The sequence below is a fragment of the Streptomyces sp. NPDC052114 genome (assembly GCF_040680155.1).
In the GTDB taxonomy this organism is placed as follows: domain Bacteria; phylum Actinomycetota; class Actinomycetes; order Streptomycetales; family Streptomycetaceae; genus Streptomyces.
On the sequence record NZ_JBFAWC010000033.1, the window covers coordinates 24,909 to 43,975 of the forward strand.

Genomic DNA, 19,067 nt, shown 5'->3' on the forward strand with positions numbered 1-19,067 from the left:
CACAGGTCGGCCGCAAAGGCGGTCTCCTCCCGAGGAGGGACGCCCCCACCCTCCAAGACCAGGTACGTTCGATTCGTGGCTGGATTCAGGATCGGACGCGGCCGGGACAACCGCGCCCCGCAACCGCAACCGCAACAACAGCAGCGGCAGCAGCCGTACGGACAGCAGGCCCCCCAAGGAGGCGGCCCGTCGTACGGCTACCCACCCGCGCCCCCGAACCCGCAGCAGTACGGGGGAGGCGGCCCGCAGTACGGGGGCAACGGACCCCAGTACGGCGGGGGCGGCCCGCAGTACGGCGGCGGTGGTGGTGGCCCCCAGTACGGCGGGGGCGGGAACGGCGGCCAGCAGTGGCCCCAGGCCGGCGGTGGCGGCAACCACGGCGAGCCGGAGTACTTCGGCCCCGACGCCCACGGCAACGCCCCCCAGGGCGGCTACGACCCGTACGCGGCCAACAACCCCGGACACACCCAGGCCTTCTCCATCGGCGAGGACCCCTACACCCAGGGCGACACGTACCGCGCCGGCCAGGCGCCCGCCCCGCCCGTGGGCCCCCGCCTGCACTGGAAGGACCTGCTGCGCGGCATCGTGACGCGCCCGGGCCCGACCTTCCTCCAGATGCGGGACTACGCGATGTGGCCCCCGGCCGTCATTGTGACGTTCCTCTACGGCCTGCTCGCGATCTTCGGCTTCGACGACGCCCGCTCGGACGCGATCAACGCGACGCTGTCCTCGGCGGTCCCGTACGTCCTCACGACCGGCGTCGCGATCACGATCAGCGCCTTCATCCTGGGCGTGGTCACCCACACCCTCGCCCGCCAGCTCGGCGGCGACGGCGCCTGGCAGCCGACGGTCGGCCTGTCCATGCTGATCATGTCGATGACGGACGCGCCCCGCGTGATCGTGGCGATGTTCCTGGGCGGCGGCCAGGGCTTCGTCCAGCTGCTCGGCTGGGCGACCTGGATCGCGGCGGGCGCGTTGCTCACCATGATGGTGAGCAAGTCCCACGAGCTGCCGTGGCCGAAGGCGCTCGGCGCGTCGGCGATCCAGCTCCTGGCGATCCTGGCGATCGTGAAGCTGGGCACGTTCTGACGCCTCGCGAACGCACCTCCTGAACACAGGAAAGGCCCCGCAGGACTCGGTCCTGCGGGGCCTTCCCCATGCACCTCGTACACCTAGTGCACCGCGTGCGTGCACCTCTGCGTGCCTCGCCTCAGGCGTCGAGCACCTGGCCGTCGCGCTTCACGACGGGCGGCTCGACACTCCACGGGAAGTTAATCCACTCATCGGTGCGCTTCCACACGTACTCGCACTTCACGAGGGAGTGCGACTTCTCATAGATCACCGCGGACCGCACCTCGGCCACGTGGTCGAGGCAGAAGTCGTGGACGAGCTTCAGCGTCTTGCCGGTGTCGGCGACGTCGTCGGCGATCAGCACCTTCTTGTCGGTGAAGTCGATCGCGTTCGGCACGGGCGCGAGCATGACGGGCATTTCCAGCGTGGTGCCGACCCCGGTGTAGAACTCCACGTTCACGAGGTGGATGTTCTTGCAGTCCAGGGCGTAGGCGAGCCCGCCGGCGACGAAGACCCCGCCGCGGGCGATCGACAGCACGACGTCCGGCTGGTACCCGTCATCGGCGATGGCCTGCGCGAGCTCGCGCACGGCGCCGCCGAACTTCTCGTACGTAAGGTTCTCGCGCACGTCACTCATGCTGGATGTCACACCTGCGTCCGATGGAAATTGAGGAAGGACCGGGAGGCGGTCGGCCCGCGCTGCCCCTGATAACGAGACCCGTACCGCTCCGACCCGTAGGGGGCCTCGGCGGGCGAGGTGAGCCGGAACATGCACAGCTGCCCGATCTTCATGCCCGGCCAGAGCTTGATCGGCAGCGTGGCGAGGTTCGACAGCTCAAGCGTCACGTGACCCGAGAAGCCGGGGTCGATGAACCCGGCGGTGGAGTGCGTGACGAGCCCGAGACGCCCGAGGCTCGACTTGCCCTCGAGACGGCTCGCGAGATCGTCGGGCAGCGTGATGACCTCGTACGTCGAGGCGAGGACGAACTCACCGGGGTGCAGGATGAACGGCTCGTCCCCCTCGGGCTCCACGAGCCGCGTCAGGTCGGCCTGCTCGACGGAGGGGTCGATGTGGGGGTACCGGTGATTCTCGAACACCCGGAAGTAGCGGTCCAGCCGCACGTCGATGCTCGAGGGCTGCACCATGGATTCGTCGTACGGGTCGATCCGCACCCGTCCGGAGTCGATCTCGGCCCGGATGTCCTTGTCTGAGAGAAGCACGCACCGAGGATACGCAGAGCGCGCGGGCCCTCCCCAATCGGACGGAACCCCGCGCGCCTCCGTGGTCTGCGCCCGCTACCGCTTCTGCAGCGCCACAGGCACCGCATGCCGCAGCCGGGCGCACCGCGGACACCGGATGAGCCGGCCGGGACCAAGCCGGTCGGCCTGCTGCATCGGGAACGAAGCGGTGCTGAACACGTGCCCTTCGGCACATCGGACGACGGTGCGCTCCATCAAGTCCTGAGTCCCTTCCCCAAAGCCGTAGTTGAGCTCGTACTGACTCGTCCTGACCCGCTCTCCGAGCGGGCGACGAAAGGCCACATTACGGTATGAAAGGGACGCCGCTCCAAGCGGCACGACCACTTTCAACGGTACGCCCCAACTCCCTCGTCCCGCACGGCGCATCCACCTCCCGGACAGCACTCGGGCCCCACGGCGAGAGCGCCCGGGGCCCGGTATGAGGTACAGTGTGCGACGTTACGACACGCCTTCTGGCGGGACGTTTCGCGGGTGTAGTTTAGTGGTAGAACATCAGCTTCCCAAGCTGAGAGTGCGAGTTCGATTCTCGTCACCCGCTCCATGATTCAGGCCCAGGTCGGACGACCTGGGCCTTCTTGTTGTGCGCGCACTCACCGCTCGGGGCAACCGTCGCGTGCCGGGTCCGTGCCAGAACCGTGCCGGTCCGGTCGCGCCGGGACCCTCACCCCGGTTCCTCCGCGAGCCGCGCGAGACCGAGGGCGACCAGCGCGGCCACGGACGTGAGGGAACACAGGTCTCCTGGCTGGTGCGGAAGCGACACCCAGTAGGGGCCGGGAGGCGAAGTGCGGCCATCGCGCCGCCCTGGCCGCGTTCGTCGACGGGGCGTCCACCCAGGAGGCCGCCGCCCGGCGGCTGGGGCTGCCCTTCAGTACGTACCGACGCCATCTCGCCGGAGCGGTGGAGCCGGGTCACCGACATCATGTGGCGCCATGAGATAGACGGGACACCGCTGCGGCGGCCCGGGGCGCACTCCGGTGTCACTCCGGGACCGTCTGCCTGAGGCCCTCCGCGAGGGAGCTGACGGCCGGCCCGGTGCGTTTGCCGAGCTGGGCTACGGCCCCTTCCCGCTGCTCGCCTTCGCGAGTTCGCGGGAGATGGCGTGTTCGTCCTGTCCGCGCACGGCCTGCTCCAGACTGTGGTCGTCGCGCAGCGAGAACCGCTCGCCCTTGGCGAAGTCGTCCTCGCTCAGCACCTGGCCGCACCACTCCCCTCGCCCCGCCACATGGTCGTCGAACGGCACGGCCGCGCCCTCGCCGAGGACAATCCACTGGTCGGCGTCCCAGCGCAGGGCGAGGACGTAGGTGTGACCGGTCTCCAGCCGGGATGCCTCCGGGGCGGTGCCCTTGATCCGTTTGCCGTTGCGGTACACCGACCAGCCCGGGGCGGTCATGTCGAACTCGGTGCCCAGCTCATGCCGAGGGGCGGCAGCGGACCACAACACCTTCTCCTTCCGTAACGTCACCGCCCGGTCGACGGTGTACCGCACCGCCCCCTTGGCGACGTCCTGCCTGTTGCTCTCCTGCTCGGAGGCCGGCACCGCCACCACCACGTGGTCCGCGCCCGCTTTCCAGTCCGCCGCGGTCTGGGAGGGGTAGGGGTCGTCGGCCGCGCCGCAGCCCACCACAGTGCGCAGCCCCTCCCGGCCGATCAGCAAACCCGCGGTGATACCGACCGCGGCCAACACAGCCACAGCGGGTCTGCCAGATAACAGGGGACGGACCGTGGACCTCAACTCAAGACTCCCGTTCTCGAACTGCATCGGGCCATTCAGTGCCTACACATGCATTGATCACTTTCCTCGCCGGTTGGTTCCGAGCGAGCTGCCACGAGGGGCGACCTGCGCAGGCGAGGCAGCGTGGGGAAGCAGGAGGCGGGCGCCTGGCGGCAGCGATCGGGCCCGACAAGGGCCTTGGCGAACAGCCCGTGTGCGGATCGCAGCAGGGCGGAGCGGCCCCGAGCACGCAGGCGACGCGTGGTGCGCAGTTGCGCCAAGACGTCGTCCACGCCGGGCGGCACACACATGCCACTCCCCGTTTCAGCCGCTTCCCCCGGGTCGGCCGCTCCCTCGGATTAAGACGCCATTTCAGTTGGTGAGTCTGCGGTGGCAAGAAGCTCTGGGAGGCTTACGAGAGCGAGATGGACAGTTGCGTATCAGCGTCAAGGGTGGCCCCTTATAACTGATCCCTCTCCAGGTCATACGCGCCGGTCAGATCCGGGCCGCGCAAGTTCGCGCCGCTCAGGTCAGCGCCGCGCAGGTACGCGCCGCTCAGGTGCACGCCACTCAGGGATGCTCCACTTAAGTCTGCGTTGTTCAGGAAGGCGGAATTCAAAGAAACCACCGACGCCGTTCCGTCTAGTTCGATTCTGGGGAGCTTGACGGCACGCAGGTCAAGACGGAAGGTGCCGTCCCGGGCTGTATCGCTGGCGAGCACGCTGACGGCGGCCTGAACGTCGGCCGGGACGCCCCCCTTCTTCGCCGGGAGTTTGTCGGTATGGGTGCGGACATAGGTGGCCAGAACGTTGGTGATCGTGGGGTGGTCACGGCGGGAGTCCTGCATGATCCGCTGCAAGGCGTAAATGCCGCCCAGCCGGACGTCGATTTTGTCCTCGCCCAGGTTGCCCACCGCCGCGGTGTACCGGTCGGTGATCTGTCCCTCTTTGGTCAGCGCTCGGTCTTCCCGCGCCTGGTCGTTGGCCTGCCTGGTCTGGACGCTCGAATACCACAGACCCACCATCGCCACGACAGAGGCGACGACGACGGTGAACAACTCGATCCGGCGCGCCCAGTCCAGACCCGGACGTTCATCAGGAGTACGAGAAGTCCGCGGCGGCCGGGCTGAATTCCTGCCCGAACTGGCCGAGGCCCGGGCAGCGAGACGGGTGGTACGGCGTAACCGTGAACGACGCGCAGGCGTAGGGGGCATCCCTGCATTCGACACTGAACTTCCTTACCGCTGATGCAATTTCGGTCATGAGTCAGCCGCCGGGCTCAACCCCGTGAACGGGCACTGGCAGCGGAACGGTACCCGCCAGCGGTCTGCGCCGAGTTGCAAGCCCAGGCAGACGCGAAGGACCTGATCACCTGGGCCATCAACGTCGACTCCACCGCCTGCCGGGTCCACCAGCACACTGCCGGGACACGGAATAGGGCCCCGAAGGGAGCCGCCCGCTGCCGCGGGGCGGGCTCTAGAGCATCTGCAGGTAGTCCAGCACGCACGCCGACAGCTCGGGCTCGCGGCCTCCCGGACCAGGCGCCGAAGCAGGCCGGTGAGCTGTTCGATACGCCGCCCTGTTGCCACTTGGCGACGTAGCCGCACATCGTGGCCCAAGGAGCGAAATCGTGCGGCAGGCAACGCCAGGGAAGCCCGGTGCCATCCACGGGCAGGATGGCGTTCATGATCTGCCGCAGGTCGTGCCCGGCCGGCCGATACCCAGGGTGTCCCGGCGGCGAGGACCGATTCGACCAGCTCCCAGCGTTCGTCGGACAGGCCCCTGGGATACCGGTCGTGCGGGGTCAAGTTCTGGATGTACCGCACGGCGAGCGGTCTGGCCAGCAGACAAAGACCAGCGGGCTGGGACGAGTTGGGAGGAAAAAGGAGATGCCGGAGCGAAACAGTCCTCTACCGCCGCGTCACTGCGCCCATCAGCCCCAACGCGGCTAGATCACCAAGACGCAATGCAATGCCATGAAACAGCATGAAACGCCTAGTCACTGAGTGTTTCGCCCGGTCTGATGCCGTTGCGTGATGGTTTGAGGAGGCTGGCGGGGCGGCACTGACGTGAAAGGCGGGCCCCCAGGTCACTGTGAGGCGCCAGAGGGCTGTTTGATCCCAACCCCTCCTGTTTGATTCCAACCCGGGCCCGCCCGGTGGCCTTTGGCCGCTGGTCGGGGCAGCCACCTCGCAGTACATCTGAAACATGACCGCCCTCAGCGGCTACCCCAGCGACCTGTCCGACGAACGCTGGCAGCTGATCGAGCCGGTGCTCACCGCCTGGCGCGCCGAGCGCCGCGGCCGCGGCCCGGACATCGGCCGCCCACCCGAACACGACCTGCGCTCGCTGATGAACGCGATCCTGTACGTGGACCGCACCGGCGTCCCCTGGCGCTACCTGCCGCACGACTTCCCACCCTGGCCCACGACCTACCACTACTTCGCCTGCTGGCAGGAGGACGGCATCTTCACCCAGCTCACCGGCCTGCTGCGGCACCTGGTCCGCGCGGCCGAAGGACGCGACGGCGAACCGTCCGCCTGCGTGCCGGACTCCCAGACCATCAAGACCTCCGCCAACGTGCACCTGGCCGACCAGGGCACCGACGCGGGCAAGCGGATCATCGGACGCAAGCGCCACCTCGGCTGCGACACCCTGGGCCTGCTGCTGACCGTGCTGGTCACCGCCGCGAGCGTGTCCGACACCGCGGCCGGCGTCACGCTGCTGTCCCGCATCTCCGCCGCCTACCCCCGGGTGACCAAAGCCTGGGTGGACGCCGGCTACCGGACCACCGCCATCAAGCACGGCGCGCCGCCTCGCCCGTGACTACGAGCGACACCCGCACCGGTCCGAAGCCGTGATCCACCTCGCGATGATCGACCTCATGGCCCGCCGCCTCACCCGCGAAGCCACCCCGAACTGGCGCGGAACCTGACCCGGGGCAGCGACCCGAGCTCGCGGAACGCAGAAAGCGCCTTCCATCTGGACCGGCAGAACCCCTCGACAAGGTTCATCGCCCCAGATCAGAAGGCACTTTCGCGTTCGCAGCCAGCAACCGGTCTCACCCTGAGTGAAACGGTGAGGTCAACGGCAACCGATGGCGTGGCTCAGCAGGAGCCGATCACCACGGGCCGCCACGGCAGGCCGCAGGGATTCGTCGTCGGGCCCGCAGGCTGTCGGAACCCATAGAGCGTGTGGTTTTCGCAGCTCTGTACCTCCGACAAGTCGAGACAGGGGTCCGGGTTGAAGATGACGGCTTGGGCCGAGCCAGATCCTATGAAGACAGCGGCACCGGCGATGCCGGTCGCGAAGACAAGACCGATTTTGCGCATTCTTCCCCCTGAGATTTAACCGTCGCTGGCTCACGCTGTTGCGGCGGTTGACTGTTTGCTGCCGCATCGTAGGCATCACAGATTCACAACTTCCATCATTTCGAGGATCGTCGAAAAGGTGCCCGGCCTGTGAATCCCTGCCGGAATCGCGCCGGTCGCCATTCCAGTGACGTGCCGCGCGCCGCTCCCCGAGGAATGTCAGTGGCGGATGCCATGGTGACGGCATGAGCGCACCGCCCCCCGCCCTTCCCGCCCAGGACATCACTGTTCTGACCGAGAGGCTGCGGGTGCCGGTGTGGAGCGCCCTCCGCGAGCGGGCCGACGCGCTACGCCGCACGCTCCCTCCCCGCCCGCAGGCCGCGCACGACCGGTGGGTATGGCTGAGAGAACTGGACCCCGAGCAGGAGCGCCAGGCGGCGCTCCTCGACCACCTGGACGCCTTGTGCCTCCACCTCGCCGGACGCTGTGCGCTCGGTTACGCCGCCGACGATCCGATGCCGAGTGCCGCGCTGGAGGAAGCCGACGGCTTCACGGGCGAAGCCACCCTGAACTGGCGTGGAACCTGACCCGGGATCAAACACACCTCACAGGGCGAAACGCTCAGTCAGACGGCGCCAGAGGAGAATGATTTAGGAGGCGGACGGCTCGATCTCCCCCGCGAAGACGATGACCTGGTCGATGAGGCTCCGCCGCAGATGGACGACGTCCGTTCCCGCCAGGCGGGGGCCTCCATCCGGCGTCGTGAAGACCCACTGGTACCGGGCCCATTCGTCCGGCATGTCCACCGCCGAACAGCGCACCATCGTGCCGGCACCCGCGGGATGGCGCCGGATGTCCAGCACGAACCGCTCGACCGCCTCAATCCCCTCACTTCGGCCCAACGGCCCCCAGAAGACCACGTCCGAGGTCAGGGCCTGGGAGAGCAGCGCAGTCACATAGCTGTCGTCCGAGGCGTTGAACGCGGAGATGAACGTGTCGATCGCGGACCGCGCGGTCTCTTCCTGCATGCACCAGTAATACCAGCCGCCTCGCGGACCGTGCTCGTCCCGTGAGCCGACGCCCGACCACGGTGAACCATCCCAGCCACAGCACTAGAGCCCCAGCGGGAGTGGAACCTCGTAGGCGACTTCCCACCGCGAGTCGGGGACGATGATGTCCGCTGCCGTGCGAACGGTCGTGAACTGTCCCGTACGGCCATACGCATAGTTGGAAAGCGTGCACGACCCCCGCCCAGGCAAGCTAGGCGAGGCTCCCCAAATGATCGCAGCTACCCAAGCTGAGAGTGCGAGTTCGATTCTCGTCACCCGCTCCATGTGAAACCCCCAGGTCATCGACCGGGGGTTCTTTGTTGCCCGGGCGCGCTGGACGGGCGAACGGGGCACGACGGATCACGACCGCGGCACTGTCGTCCCGCGGGCATCCCGTTCCAGCGTTCCATGCGTGCTTCGTTTCGGCTGGTCAGCGGGGGGCAGGGCGTTCCGGCTTCCCGTTCTGGCCGGTTTTTGTGGTGGCTGGGGCCGGGCGGCTCGCAGACTCAAGTCGTCCTACACACGCCGCCGTTCCGCCGTCGGCGGTCACGCGCCGACAGTTCTGGGAGTCTCTCCATGATCCGTTCCACCATCAGCTCGCGCCGCCGCATGGCCGGGGTGGCGACCGCCGCCTTACTGTCCCTGGGGCTGTTGACCGCGTGCGGCTCCGAGTCCTCGGGCAGCGACGCGTCCAGCGCCGGTTCGTCGCCGAAGGCCGAGTCGCGTGCCAAGCCGTCCGACAGCGGCGCGAAGGGTCACTCGGAGCTGTCCACCCGGGCCGAAGGCCTCCAGGGGGGCGACGCCCTCGCCTCCCACAGCATCCAGTTGAACGTCGACGGCGGCACCGAGTCCCTCGCCGAGGTCTCCGACCTGACGGTGGACCAGCCCACGGAGCAGACCCCCTCCAACAAGCTCATCCCGGGCGAGCCGAGGCCGGGCACGGTGACCGTGGTCCGCGGCGCGGAGCAGTCCCAACAGTTCACCGACCTGATCAACGGCAGCAGCCGGCCCGCGACGGCGTCCCTCAGCCTGTTGGACGCCATGGGCAACCCGACGAAGCAGTACAACCTGCAAGAGCCCAGGGTCATCAGGGTCGACAACCCCCAGACCGGCAACGCCCAGAGCGTCACGATCCAGTTCACGGGCCTGACGATCGGCTAGGGCGGCACCGTCCGTGCCCGTCATCCTCGTGGGGTGCGGGGACGGCGCGTAGTGCGTCGGCCGCCGCGCGGGCCCGTTCCGCACGGCGGCGGTGTTCGGCGGCTTGTCGGGCGTGGTCCCGGAGTTCGTGCTCGCGGGCCACCACGTCCTCGGCATCCGCCAGTGCCTCGACCGCCGCCGTGGCCTGCTCACGAAGCCGGTCGGCCCGCGTGTGCAGGGACCGGAGTGGCACCGGGCCCCGCACGGCCATCCGGGCCAGGGCGGCGCGGATGTCCCGGTTGACCGCGTCCTGCTCCCGTAGGTCCATCTCGTTCGCGCGACGCAGTGCCGCTTCGCTGCGCTCCAGCCGCTCCTGACTGGCCGCCAGCAGCCCCTGGGACCGGACGACCTGTTCGTACGAGCGCTCCCGCACGCTCGGCGTCGGCTCCCCTGCCCCACGGCTCCGTATGTCCAGACGCCTCTCCCACGCGGCGAGCTGGTCCTGCCACGCACCCGCGAGGGCCTCCCGCTCATCGGCGATGGCTTCCCGCTTGTCGGCGGCGGCATCCCGTCTGTCGGCGGCCGCGTCCCGCTTGTCGGCGAGGGCCTCCCGCTCGTCGGCCGTCCGTCCGCGTGCATCGGTGGTTCGACCGTGTAAGTCCTCGGACTCTCCGTCCAGCGGATCCGTGCCCATACCGGAAGTATGCCCCGCCTTCGGGCAGCGCAGAGGGGAGTTGCCCACCTGCCGGGAGCACCGGCCGACGTCAGGTCAGTGCCCGTCCCCGCGCCAGCCCCAGGGCCGCTCCGGGCACCGTACGCAGTGGAAGACGTAGATGCCGCCGCAGTCGCCCAGTTGGATGTCGCCCGTGATGGTCAGGAGGTGGTCCATGCGGTGGGACCGGGCGCAGGTCGGCCAGTCCGCGGGCTGGATCCAGGAGGGCCAGCCGCCGGCCTTCGTCGCGATGACGTTGGCGTCGGGGGGCCGCACGCCGAAGCGGGGTTCCCAGGTGGTCCGGAGGGGTTCGGGGAGGTCCTGCCACCTCGGGTAGTCCTCCGCCGGCGAGGGGGACAGCGTGGAGGGGGTGGGGACGTTGTCCTCGTCGTACTCCCCTTCGCCCGCTACCGGGGGATCCGTCAGCAGGTCTCCCGCCAGCAGCTCCGCCTCGTTGCGCCAGTACAGCCTCGGCACCACCGGGACCGCGTCCGGCACGATCTCGGTGCGGTTGCGCGGGTCGGGGCCGAACGTCCAGTGGTGCGCCGGGCCAGGCCCTCGTACTCCGGTATCAGGGTGCGCAGGTCCTGCGCGGGCGGCGGTATCGGATTCGGGGACGGAGACGGGGACGGGGGCTGCATCGGGGCTCCTCGCGGAGGTGGGCGGGTGGCGTCGGCGGCACGTTAGCCGGTGCCGCCGACATTTCCCTTCGTCCTCATCGCCGCTGCCGGCCGCTCACGCCACCGCCTTCAGCGCCACGTCCCCCTCCGTTGCCTCGCGTACGACCAGCGGACGCGGGCGCGTGGGGAGGGACAGGAGGGGGTTGGCCACGGCCCAGGCCGCCGCCTTGCAGATCACTTCCTTGTAGCGGGCCGCCAGACGGCCCGTCAGGGCCGCGTTGACCGCGCGGTCGTCCGCCGTGACGTACTGGATCAGGCCGTCCTTGCGGCCCAGCGAGATGCACTGGTTGAAGTACCGCATCGGCGTCTTCGGCAGCTTGCCGCCGGTCAGGCGGGCCGCGACGGCGTCCGCCGCCTGCCACGCCATCGGCGTGCCCGTCGCGCAGGACATGCGCAGCGGCTTGTCGCCGGGGCCCATCGCCATCGCCGCGTCGCCGACCGCGTACACGTCCGGGTGCGACGTCGACCGCATCGTCCCGTCGACCACGATCTGGCCGGTGTCCGTGACCTCCAGCGCCGTCGCCCGCGCGATCGGGTGGACCGCGAAGCCCGTCGTCCACACGGTGGCCGCGGCCGGGAGCTCCGTGCCGTCCGCCGTGGTGACGCGGTCCGCCCCGACCTCGGTCACGTCCGCGTTCTCGTGGACCGTGATGCCCAGCCGGTCCACGACCTTGCGCAGGTGACCGCGGCCCTTCGGCGACAGCCAGTCGCCCAGTTCGCCGCGGACCGCGAGCGCCACGCGCAGTTCCGGGTGCGTCTCGGCGATCTCCGTCGCCGCCTCCAGGCCGGTCAGGCCGCCGCCGACCACGACGACGGGCTCCCCGGCGCGCAGACCGGCCAGGCGCTCGCGCAGCCGCAGCGCGCCCGGACGGCTCGCGATGTCGTGCGCGTGCTCGGCCGCGCCCGGCACCCCGTGGTCGTTCCAGCCGCTGCCGAGGGCATAGACGAGGGTGTCGTACGGGAGGGTCTCCTCGGTCGCTCCGGCGGGCTCGGCCCGTTCCGTGCCCGTCACCCTGACCGTCCTGCCCTCCACGTCCACGGCCACGACCCTCGCCAGCTTCAGCTCGACCCCCGTGCCCGCGAACATCTCGTCGAACGGGCGGGGCTTGAGGTCCTGTCCCGCCGCCAGCTGGTGCATCCGGACGCGCTCGACGAAGTCGGGCTCGGCGTTGACGAGGGTGATCGCGACGTCCTCCCTGCGCAGGCGCCTGGCCAGCCGGCCTGCCGCGCTCGCTCCGGTGTAGCCGGCTCCGAGGACCACGATGCGGTGCTGCTGCATGTCCCTGCTCCTGTCTTCCACGCTCTCCAGCGGATCGGATTCACCCCTTGAACCGGGTGGCCCGTCGTTTCCTGACAGGAGTTCGATGTGACGCCAGTCACATCGGTGGAAGCACGGTACGCAGGCGTCGGAAGAAGTGCGGTACGCAGGCGTCAGAAGGCGTGCAGCAGGGGCTCCCCGTGGTCCCTCGTCGCCCAGTGGCGCGTCGCGCGTGCCAGCTTGTCGGGGTTGACCTGGCTGCGGAACGCGACGATCCCCTCGTCGGTGATCTCCAGGCACATGACGCCGACGACCTGGCCGTCGACGACCGCCACGACGGCGGGGCGGCCGTTGGCCGTCTCGACGTACACCTCGGGCGAACCGCCCGTCAGCGCGCGCTTGGCCTGACTGGGCTTGAACAGGCCCCGCATGAACTTCGCGACCGCCACCGCGCCCTCGAAGGCCTTGGCACGCGCCGGGACCTTGCCGCCGCCGTCGCCGATCGCGACGGCGTCCTGGGTGAGCAGCCGCACGAGCGGCTCGGTCCGGCCGCTGGTCGCGGCCGCGAGGAACTCGTCGATGATCCGCCGCGCCGCCGCCTCGTCGATCTCGGTGCGGGCCCGGCCGTCCGCGACGTGCTTCTTCGCGCGGTGGAAGATCTGCTGGCTGGCGGCCTCGGTGATGTCGAGGATCCCGGCGATCTCGCGGTGCGGGTAGTCGAAGGCCTCCCGCAGCACGTACACCGCGCGCTCGTTGGGCGAGAGGCGTTCCAGGACCACGAGGACCGCGTACGAGACGGACTCGCGCTGTTCGGCGGTGTCGGCGGGGCCGAGCATGGGGTCGCCGTCGAGCAGCGGCTCGGGCAGCCACTGGCCGACGTACGTCTCGCGGCGCACGCGGGCCGAGGTGAGCTGGTTGAGGCAGAGGTTCGTGAGGACCTTCGTCAGCCAGGCCTGGGGGACCTCGACGCGGTCGACGTCGGCGGCCTGCCAGCGCAGGTACGTCTCCTGTACCGCGTCCTCCGCCTCGGCGGAGGAGCCGAGCAGGCGGTACGCGATGGCCTCCAGCCGGGGCCTTGCGGCCTCGAACAGGTCCACCTCGTCCATGGTCAGTGCCATGGGGTGGATTTTAGCCGCCGGGCTCGGACGGCGGTTCGAGTGCCCCCACCCGGATTCCGTCGGCGCTCCACCCGCCCGCTCACTCGCTCCCCGTACCGCCCCCGTACCGCTCCCGCAGCGCCCTCGTACCGCTCCCGCACCGCCCCCGTCCCACTTCCGCGTTCCAGGCACCCCGCGTTTCCCCTGTTCAGAGACCTTTTTGCCGTTCCAGCGTCCCCAAATGCCGGATTTTCCTGGCGGCTTGGCGGGTCCGACCGCAGGCTTGGGCCGTGTTCGTCCGAGAGTTCCCCACGTCCCACATCGCGAACGACTGCACGCGGCGTGGCGAGGAGCCCGGACCAGCGGCACGTTTCCACCGCAACGACATTGGAGTACGTAGATGCTTCGCAAGCGCTCACGTCTGATCGCCGCGTCGACCGCGGCCGTCGCCCTGTCCCTGACCGTCGCCGGTTACCAGGCCAGCGCGGCCGGAACGTCGGCGTCCGGTGACGCGCAGCGCGCCGGTGGCGCCGTGCGGGCGGCGGGCGCGTGCCTGTCCGGCGCCACGACGCTGCTCGGCGATCTCGACGGTGACGGCATCCGGGACAAGATCTCCAACCCGGGTCACACCGGCACCAAGATGACGGTCCAGTGGGGCAAGGCCGACGGGACGTTCGGCACCGCGCAGTCCGTGGGCAAGCTGCTGGGCGCGCGGACCGGCGAGGTCGCCACCGCCGCGGTCGCCGACTTCCAGAACGACGGCAAGCTGGACGTCGTCGTCAACGTCGTGAAGCCGTCCGGCGTCGACGACCCGGCGACGGCCCGCATCGCGGAGTTCCGTCCCGGCCCGCTCAAGCGCGCGAACCTCGGCTCCGCCCAGGCCAAGCGCCTCGACATCGGCGACTCCCGCGAGGTCAAGCAGATCCGGGTCGCCAACTACGGCGACGACGCGTCGCCGGACCTCGCGATGCTGAGCAACGCCGGTGACGGCGTGTGGGAGCGGGACGTGCGCGCGTCCAAGCCGGGCACCGGTCCGGGCAAGTACGACCAGGACCTGTACGAGAAGTACGGCGCCTGGGGCACTCCGGCCGAGCCGCCGTCGATGCCGACCGACGGGTGGAAGCACTTCTTCAAGGCCTGCTCCTGAGCGGTCCTGCCCCTGCCCGGACGCGGAGCACCGCCGGTCGACGCTGACTTCCGGTGGCGCCCCGCCGTCCGTTCCCGGTGACGGGGACGGGACGGGTCCCAGGTGCCCGTCCCGTTCCCCGTTCCCCCGTGGCGGGGACGGTGACGCGGCTCAGGCGCCCGTGACCGTCCCCGTCACCAACCCCGCTTCCGCTCGACGGGACGTGCCCGCACCCGGGTCCGTCCCGTTCCGCTTCCAGAACCCGTACGCGTGCTCCGCCCCGAAGTCCGTGCGGCCGCTCCCGTCCGACGCGAGCGCCTGGACGTGACCGTCGCCGCTCCGGAAGGCCGGCCAGTCCGTGCGGCCGCTCCTCGCGAAGCCGACCCACGTGGAGATCATCCGGGCGCGGAAGGGCTCCTGCCCGGGGCGTACGTCCTGGAAGAGGTCCAGGTCGAACAGGTAGGCCAGCTCCGACATGTGCTGGGCGCGCGGCGCGAAGCTCGGCGCCGGGTAGCCCGTGAACCACGGGGTGTCCCGCTCGGCGAACTCGTACATCGACGTGGGCGTCCATTTCGCCAGCAGCCGCGCGGTGTCCAGGGTCGGCACCGCCCACCGGGCGTCCGTGCCGGCCGCGGCCAGCGCCTCGCCCGCGGAGGGGTACGCGGAGAGCGGGTAGCGCCGCAGCACCTCCTCGGCCCGGGCGCCGAACTGCTCGCGCACGGCGGGCTCGTACTCCGCCGGCTTCATCGGGGCGCCGCCCGGCGCCAGTTCCGCGCCGAGGACCATGCCGCGCTCCTCGTCGCGGCCGACGCCGATCAGGACCGGGACCCGGTGGAACCGGCCGGTGCGCAGGGCCTGTTCGGGCGTGCGCGGCAGCAGCTTCGTGCCGGCCACGGGCCGCGGTTCGTTGAACGGGCCGTAGGCGTCCAGGAGTTCGGCCACGGGCCTGCGGCGCAGACAGGCCGCCGTGTCGCGCTCGCAGCCCACCGCCTTGACGACCCGGCGGGCGTCGGCCGCCGCCTCCGCCCTGGAGCGCGTGCCGCCGGTGGCGCACGGGGCGCTCTGCACGACGGCGCGGTCGAAGAGGCCCGCCGACGCGGGGGAGACCAGGTGGTCGCAGACGCTGTAGCCGCCGCCCGACTGGCCCATGACCGTGACGTTGCGGGCGTCGCCGCCGAAGGCCGCGGCGTTGGCACGGACCCAGCGCAGCGCCGCCTGCTGGTCCTGCAGCCCGAGGCCGTCGGCGCCCGGCAGGGCGGGGTCGCCGAGGAAACCGAGCACGCCGAGGCGGTAGTTCATCGACACCACGACCGCGCCGCCCGCGGCGAGGCGCTCGGGTCCGTACAGGTCACCGGTGCCGTACATCAGGCTGCCGCCGTGGATCCACACGATCACGGGACGCTTCCCGTCGGTCGCGGCGGGCGCGGTGACGTTGAGGTAGAGGCAGTCCTCGGCCGTGCTCGGCCTGCCGACCGGCAGGCCGACGGGCTGCGCGCAGGGTGCGCCCGGGGTCGTCGCCTCGCGTACGCCGGTCCAGGGCGCGGGCGGCCGGGGCGCGGTCCAGCGGCGGTCGCCGGTGGGCGGGGCGGCGTAGGGGATGCCCTGGAAGCTGCGCAGGGGGCCGGTCCCGCGGCCGCCTGTGGGGGTGACGGTCCTGCCGCGCACCGCGCCCGACCCGGTGACGACCACCTCGCCCACGTCACGCGCGCTCGCACCGGAACCGGCCCGCTCACGCGGCGAATCGGCCGGTTCCGCCCCGGCCCGCGCGACCGGCCCCAGTGCCAGGCCCCCCAGCGTCAGCGCGGCGACGAACCACTGGGAAACGCTCCTGGTGTGTCTCATGGCCAGGACCGTAGAAGGAGTTGGGCGTTCGCGCAATACGTTTGTATAGAACGGCCGTCTTGGGCGATCGCGCAAGGCGGCTGTTAGGCTCCTGCCATGGGGAATCGCGAAGCCCTGCTCGCGGGCGCGAAGGAGTGCCTGCGGGAGAAGGGGTACGACCGCACGAGCGTGCGCGACATCGCCACCGCGGCGGGCGTCAGCATGGCCGCCATCGGCTACCACTACGGATCCAGGGAAAGCCTGCTCAGCCAGGCGCTGTTCGAGATCCTCGACGAGTGGGGCGACTCCATGGGGCGGGCGCTCGCCCCGGACGCGGACGGCTCCGCCCTGCGGCACTTCGAGGAGCTGTGGGCGGGCCTCATCGCGGAGTTCACCGCCCATCCCGACCTGTGGCTGGCGTCGATGGAGCTGTTCATGCAGGCCCAGCGCCGGCCGGAGCTGCGCCCGGTGCTCGCCGACGGGACGGCGCAGGGGCGGCGGGGGATGGCGGCGCTCCTGGAGGGGGTGCCGGAGGACGAGGTGCGGGACTCCTCCGTACGCACGCTCGGCAGCGTCCAACTCGCCCTGATGTCGGGCGTGATGATCCAGCACCTCGGCGACCCGGCCAACGCGCCGTCGGCCGCGGAGGTGCTGGAGGGGGTACGGAGGCTGGCGGAGCTGGCGCGGTAAGGGGGCGCCCTCCGCCGGGGACTCCTCAGTCGCCGCGCCCGCCCCGGCTTTCGCCCCCGTCCCCGCCCAGCCCCTCGGGCTTCACGTGGAGGACCTCGCGGGCCTGGTCCGCGGCGCGGGCCGTGCTCTCGGAGACGTAGTCGAGGAAGCGGGCGATGTTCTCCAGGCGGGCGGCGGCCGGCGTGCCCTGGACGAGGACGTCGACGCCCTGCCGCGCGGTCTCGGCGACCACGGCGGTGGAGCGGGCGCTGGCCATCATCGACTGGTACCAGACGTCCTCGCCGACGGTGTAGCGCTCGCGGCGCTCGTCGCGCTCCCGGCGGACCAGGTCCTGGCTCTCCAGGAACGCGACCGCCTTGGAGACGGACGCCGGGCTGACCTCCAGGCGCTGGACGAGGTCGGCGGCGGTGAGGCTGCCCGAGTCGCTGATGCAGAGGCAGGCCATCACGCGGGCCATCATCTTCGGCATGCCCGACTGCATGAAGACGGTCGTGAGCGTCTCCTCGTACGCGCGCACCGCGGCCGCGTCGCGCCCGTGCTCCTGCGCGGGCGCCCGCGCGTCCCGGGGCGCGGCCTGCTTGCGCCGCTGGGCGCGCTGCTCGGTGGCGCGGTGGGCGAGGTCGGAGCGGTAGCCGGTGGGGCCGCCGTTGCGCATGACCTCGCGCGTGATGGTCGAGGTCGGGCGGTCGAGGCGCCTGGCGATCTCCGCGTAGGCGAGGCCGTCGGCCAGTCCCAGCGCGATCTGCTGGCGTTCGGGCTGTGTGAGCCTGCCTCCCGGCATCGCGGCCTCCTTCGTCCACGGTCTTCGGCCGTGTCCAGTCGTCGTGCGGTCGTCGTCCAGACGTCGTTCGGTCGTCGCGTTCCGTCGTCCACGGGGCGCGTGACGACGTCAGCATAGCGTTCACTTTCATTCCATTGCAACGCAACGTACCTTCGGCGTTGCGTTACCTTCGAGACCGTTGCAATGAAATAGCCACTCTCACCTGCGCATATGAGTTTCGTACGCAACAAAGTTGTTGCCACACCTGCGAACGCAACGTAGCTTTTCCAATGTCAGAAACGACGGGCCGACAGGAAGGCCCGCCACCGACGAAGGAGACCACGATGCAGAAGTTCGCCACCCCCGCCGCCGTCACCGCCGTCCTCGACATCCCCGCCGGCCGGATCCACCTCATCGCCGCCGACCGCACCGACACCACCGTCGAGGTCCGCCCCGCCGACCCCGCCAAGAGCCGTGACGCGCAGGCCGCCGAGGCGACCGAGGTCACCTGCGCCGACGGCGTCCTGCGGATCCAGGCCCCGGAGGCGAAGAACCGGCTCCTCGGAAACTCCGGTTCCGTCGAGGTCACCGTCCAGCTGCCCACCGGCTCCCGCGTCGAGGCCAGCTCCGCCGCCGCGGAGTTCCGGGGCGTGGGACGCCTCGGCGACATCGTCCTCGACGGCGGCCACGGCACGGTCAAGGTCGACGAGGCCGACAGCGCCCGCCTCACCGGCCACGACGCGCACATCACCGTCGGCCGGCTGCACGACGGCGGCGAGATCAGCACCCAGCGCGGCAACGTGAACATCACCGAGGCCGTCGGCGGACAGCTCACGCTCACCGTCCAGCAGGGCGACATCGCCGTCGTCGCCGCCCGCGGCGTCTCCGCCGCCCTGGACGCCGGCACCTCCCACGGCCGGATCAGCAACGCCCTGAAGAACACCGGCGGCACGCCCGGTCTGACCGTCAAGGCGACCACCGCCCAGGGCGACATCACCGCCCGCAGCCTCTGAAGTCCCGCGCCGGACGGGCCCGTTCGGCGCCCCTCTCCCCCTCCGAAGGAGCCCTCCTCATGACCGACCTGGCCATCGCCGCCCACGGACTGCGCAAGTCCTACGGCGACAAGACCGTCCTCGACGGCGTGGACCTGGCCGTACCGCGGGGAACGATCTTCTCCCTGCTCGGCCCGAACGGCGCCGGCAAGACCACCGCCGTCAAGATCCTCTCCACGCTCGTCACCGCCGACGCCGGTGACCTGCGCGTCGGCGGCCACGACCTGGCCGCCGACCCGCAGGCGGTCCGCCGCGCGATCGGCGTCACCGGGCAGTTCTCCGCCGTCGACGGTCTGATCACCGGCGAGGAGAACATGCTCCTGATGGCCG

General features: G+C 70.6%; 18 protein-coding genes, 1 tRNA gene and 2 pseudogenes. 9 read left to right on the forward strand and 12 right to left on the reverse strand.

Annotated elements, in window-relative coordinates:
• Positions 1–75 precede the first annotated feature (75 nt).
• Positions 76–1,089, forward strand: a complete 1,014-nt coding sequence (locus tag AB0L89_RS39845) for a Yip1 family protein (protein WP_365152670.1) — start codon at positions 76–78, stop codon at positions 1,087–1,089.
• Between the two features lie 121 nt (positions 1,090–1,210).
• On the opposite strand, the gene AB0L89_RS39850 is transcribed toward AB0L89_RS39845, so the two are convergent.
• A complete protein-coding gene (locus tag AB0L89_RS39850; protein ID WP_365152672.1) occupies positions 1,211–1,708 on the reverse strand; it encodes a phosphoribosyltransferase in 498 nt (165 codons plus the stop codon).
• 8 nt (positions 1,709–1,716) lie between these two features.
• Positions 1,717–2,292: a dCTP deaminase gene (dcd, locus tag AB0L89_RS39855; RefSeq protein ID WP_055701649.1), complete on the reverse strand. Its 576-nt coding sequence runs from the start codon at positions 2,290–2,292 to the stop codon at positions 1,717–1,719.
• 506 nt (positions 2,293–2,798) lie between these two features.
• Here dcd and AB0L89_RS39860 point away from each other — a divergent pair.
• Positions 2,799–2,872 (forward strand) — tRNA-Gly (locus tag AB0L89_RS39860).
• 510 nt (positions 2,873–3,382) lie between these two features.
• Here the strand turns inward: AB0L89_RS39860 and AB0L89_RS39865 are convergent.
• From AB0L89_RS39865 to AB0L89_RS39875, 3 genes and pseudogenes are all read right to left on the reverse strand, one after another.
• Entirely contained in the window at positions 3,383–3,985 is a 603-nt protein-coding gene (locus AB0L89_RS39865) for a hypothetical protein (protein WP_365152674.1), read from the reverse strand.
• 517 nt (positions 3,986–4,502) lie between these two features.
• Positions 4,503–5,099, reverse strand: a complete 597-nt coding sequence (locus tag AB0L89_RS39870) for a pentapeptide repeat-containing protein (protein ID WP_365152676.1) — start codon at positions 5,097–5,099, stop codon at positions 4,503–4,505.
• A 436-nt stretch (positions 5,100–5,535) separates the two neighbouring features.
• Positions 5,536–5,849, reverse strand: a pseudogene (locus tag AB0L89_RS39875) (transposase); the annotation flags it as partial.
• Between the two features lie 400 nt (positions 5,850–6,249).
• Here AB0L89_RS39875 and AB0L89_RS39880 point away from each other — a divergent pair.
• Positions 6,250–6,976, forward strand: a pseudogene (locus tag AB0L89_RS39880) (IS5 family transposase).
• Positions 6,977–7,597: 621 nt separating this feature from the next.
• Entirely contained in the window at positions 7,598–7,939 is a 342-nt protein-coding gene (locus tag AB0L89_RS39885; protein WP_365152678.1) for a hypothetical protein, read from the forward strand.
• 63 nt (positions 7,940–8,002) lie between these two features.
• Here AB0L89_RS39885 and AB0L89_RS39890 read toward each other — a convergent pair whose 3' ends face one another.
• A complete protein-coding gene (locus AB0L89_RS39890; protein WP_007459852.1) occupies positions 8,003–8,380 on the reverse strand; it encodes a nuclear transport factor 2 family protein in 378 nt (125 codons plus the stop codon).
• A 597-nt stretch (positions 8,381–8,977) separates the two neighbouring features.
• On the opposite strand from AB0L89_RS39890, the gene AB0L89_RS39895 reads away from it, so the two are divergent.
• Positions 8,978–9,562 carry a hypothetical protein gene (locus tag AB0L89_RS39895; protein WP_365152680.1) on the forward strand — a complete coding sequence of 195 codons (585 nt, stop codon included), beginning with the start codon at positions 8,978–8,980 and terminating at the stop codon, positions 9,560–9,562.
• Here the strand turns inward: AB0L89_RS39895 and AB0L89_RS39900 are convergent.
• The 4 genes from AB0L89_RS39900 to AB0L89_RS39915 form a co-directional block, all read right to left on the reverse strand.
• On the reverse strand, positions 9,540–10,235 hold the full coding sequence (locus tag AB0L89_RS39900) for a hypothetical protein (protein WP_365152682.1): 696 nt from the start codon (positions 10,233–10,235) through the stop codon (positions 9,540–9,542). The genes AB0L89_RS39895 and AB0L89_RS39900 overlap by 23 nt on opposite strands.
• Positions 10,236–10,310: 75 nt before the next feature.
• Positions 10,311–10,751, reverse strand: coding sequence for a hypothetical protein (locus tag AB0L89_RS39905; protein WP_365152684.1), 441 nt, complete (start codon positions 10,749–10,751; stop codon positions 10,311–10,313).
• A 237-nt stretch (positions 10,752–10,988) separates the two neighbouring features.
• Positions 10,989–12,212 carry an FAD-dependent oxidoreductase gene (locus AB0L89_RS39910; RefSeq protein WP_365152686.1) on the reverse strand — a complete coding sequence of 408 codons (1,224 nt, stop codon included), beginning with the start codon at positions 12,210–12,212 and terminating at the stop codon, positions 10,989–10,991.
• A 152-nt stretch (positions 12,213–12,364) separates the two neighbouring features.
• The gene (locus tag AB0L89_RS39915; protein WP_365152688.1) at positions 12,365–13,309 is read right to left on the reverse strand and encodes an RNA polymerase sigma-70 factor; all 945 of its coding nucleotides are present in this window, start codon (positions 13,307–13,309) and stop codon (positions 12,365–12,367) included.
• 379 nt (positions 13,310–13,688) lie between these two features.
• On the opposite strand from AB0L89_RS39915, the gene AB0L89_RS39920 reads away from it, so the two are divergent.
• Positions 13,689–14,435 carry a VCBS repeat-containing protein gene (locus AB0L89_RS39920; RefSeq protein ID WP_365152690.1) on the forward strand — a complete coding sequence of 249 codons (747 nt, stop codon included), beginning with the start codon at positions 13,689–13,691 and terminating at the stop codon, positions 14,433–14,435.
• A gap of 150 nt (positions 14,436–14,585) precedes the next feature.
• Here AB0L89_RS39920 and AB0L89_RS39925 read toward each other — a convergent pair whose 3' ends face one another.
• A complete protein-coding gene (locus AB0L89_RS39925; protein WP_365152692.1) occupies positions 14,586–16,256 on the reverse strand; it encodes a carboxylesterase family protein in 1,671 nt (556 codons plus the stop codon).
• A gap of 96 nt (positions 16,257–16,352) precedes the next feature.
• Here AB0L89_RS39925 and AB0L89_RS39930 point away from each other — a divergent pair, with 96 nt between their 5' ends.
• Positions 16,353–16,925, forward strand: a complete 573-nt coding sequence (locus AB0L89_RS39930) for a TetR family transcriptional regulator (RefSeq protein ID WP_365152694.1) — start codon at positions 16,353–16,355, stop codon at positions 16,923–16,925.
• 25 nt (positions 16,926–16,950) lie between these two features.
• On the opposite strand, the gene AB0L89_RS39935 is transcribed toward AB0L89_RS39930, so the two are convergent.
• A complete protein-coding gene (locus tag AB0L89_RS39935; RefSeq protein WP_365152696.1) occupies positions 16,951–17,706 on the reverse strand; it encodes a helix-turn-helix domain-containing protein in 756 nt (251 codons plus the stop codon).
• 323 nt (positions 17,707–18,029) lie between these two features.
• On the opposite strand from AB0L89_RS39935, the gene AB0L89_RS39940 reads away from it, so the two are divergent.
• Together AB0L89_RS39940 and AB0L89_RS39945 are read left to right on the forward strand one after the other, a co-directional pair.
• Positions 18,030–18,698: a DUF4097 family beta strand repeat-containing protein gene (locus tag AB0L89_RS39940; protein WP_365152698.1), complete on the forward strand. Its 669-nt coding sequence runs from the start codon at positions 18,030–18,032 to the stop codon at positions 18,696–18,698.
• A gap of 59 nt (positions 18,699–18,757) precedes the next feature.
• On the forward strand, positions 18,758–19,067 hold a 310-nt coding region (locus AB0L89_RS39945; RefSeq protein WP_365152700.1), incomplete at its 3' end, for an ATP-binding cassette domain-containing protein.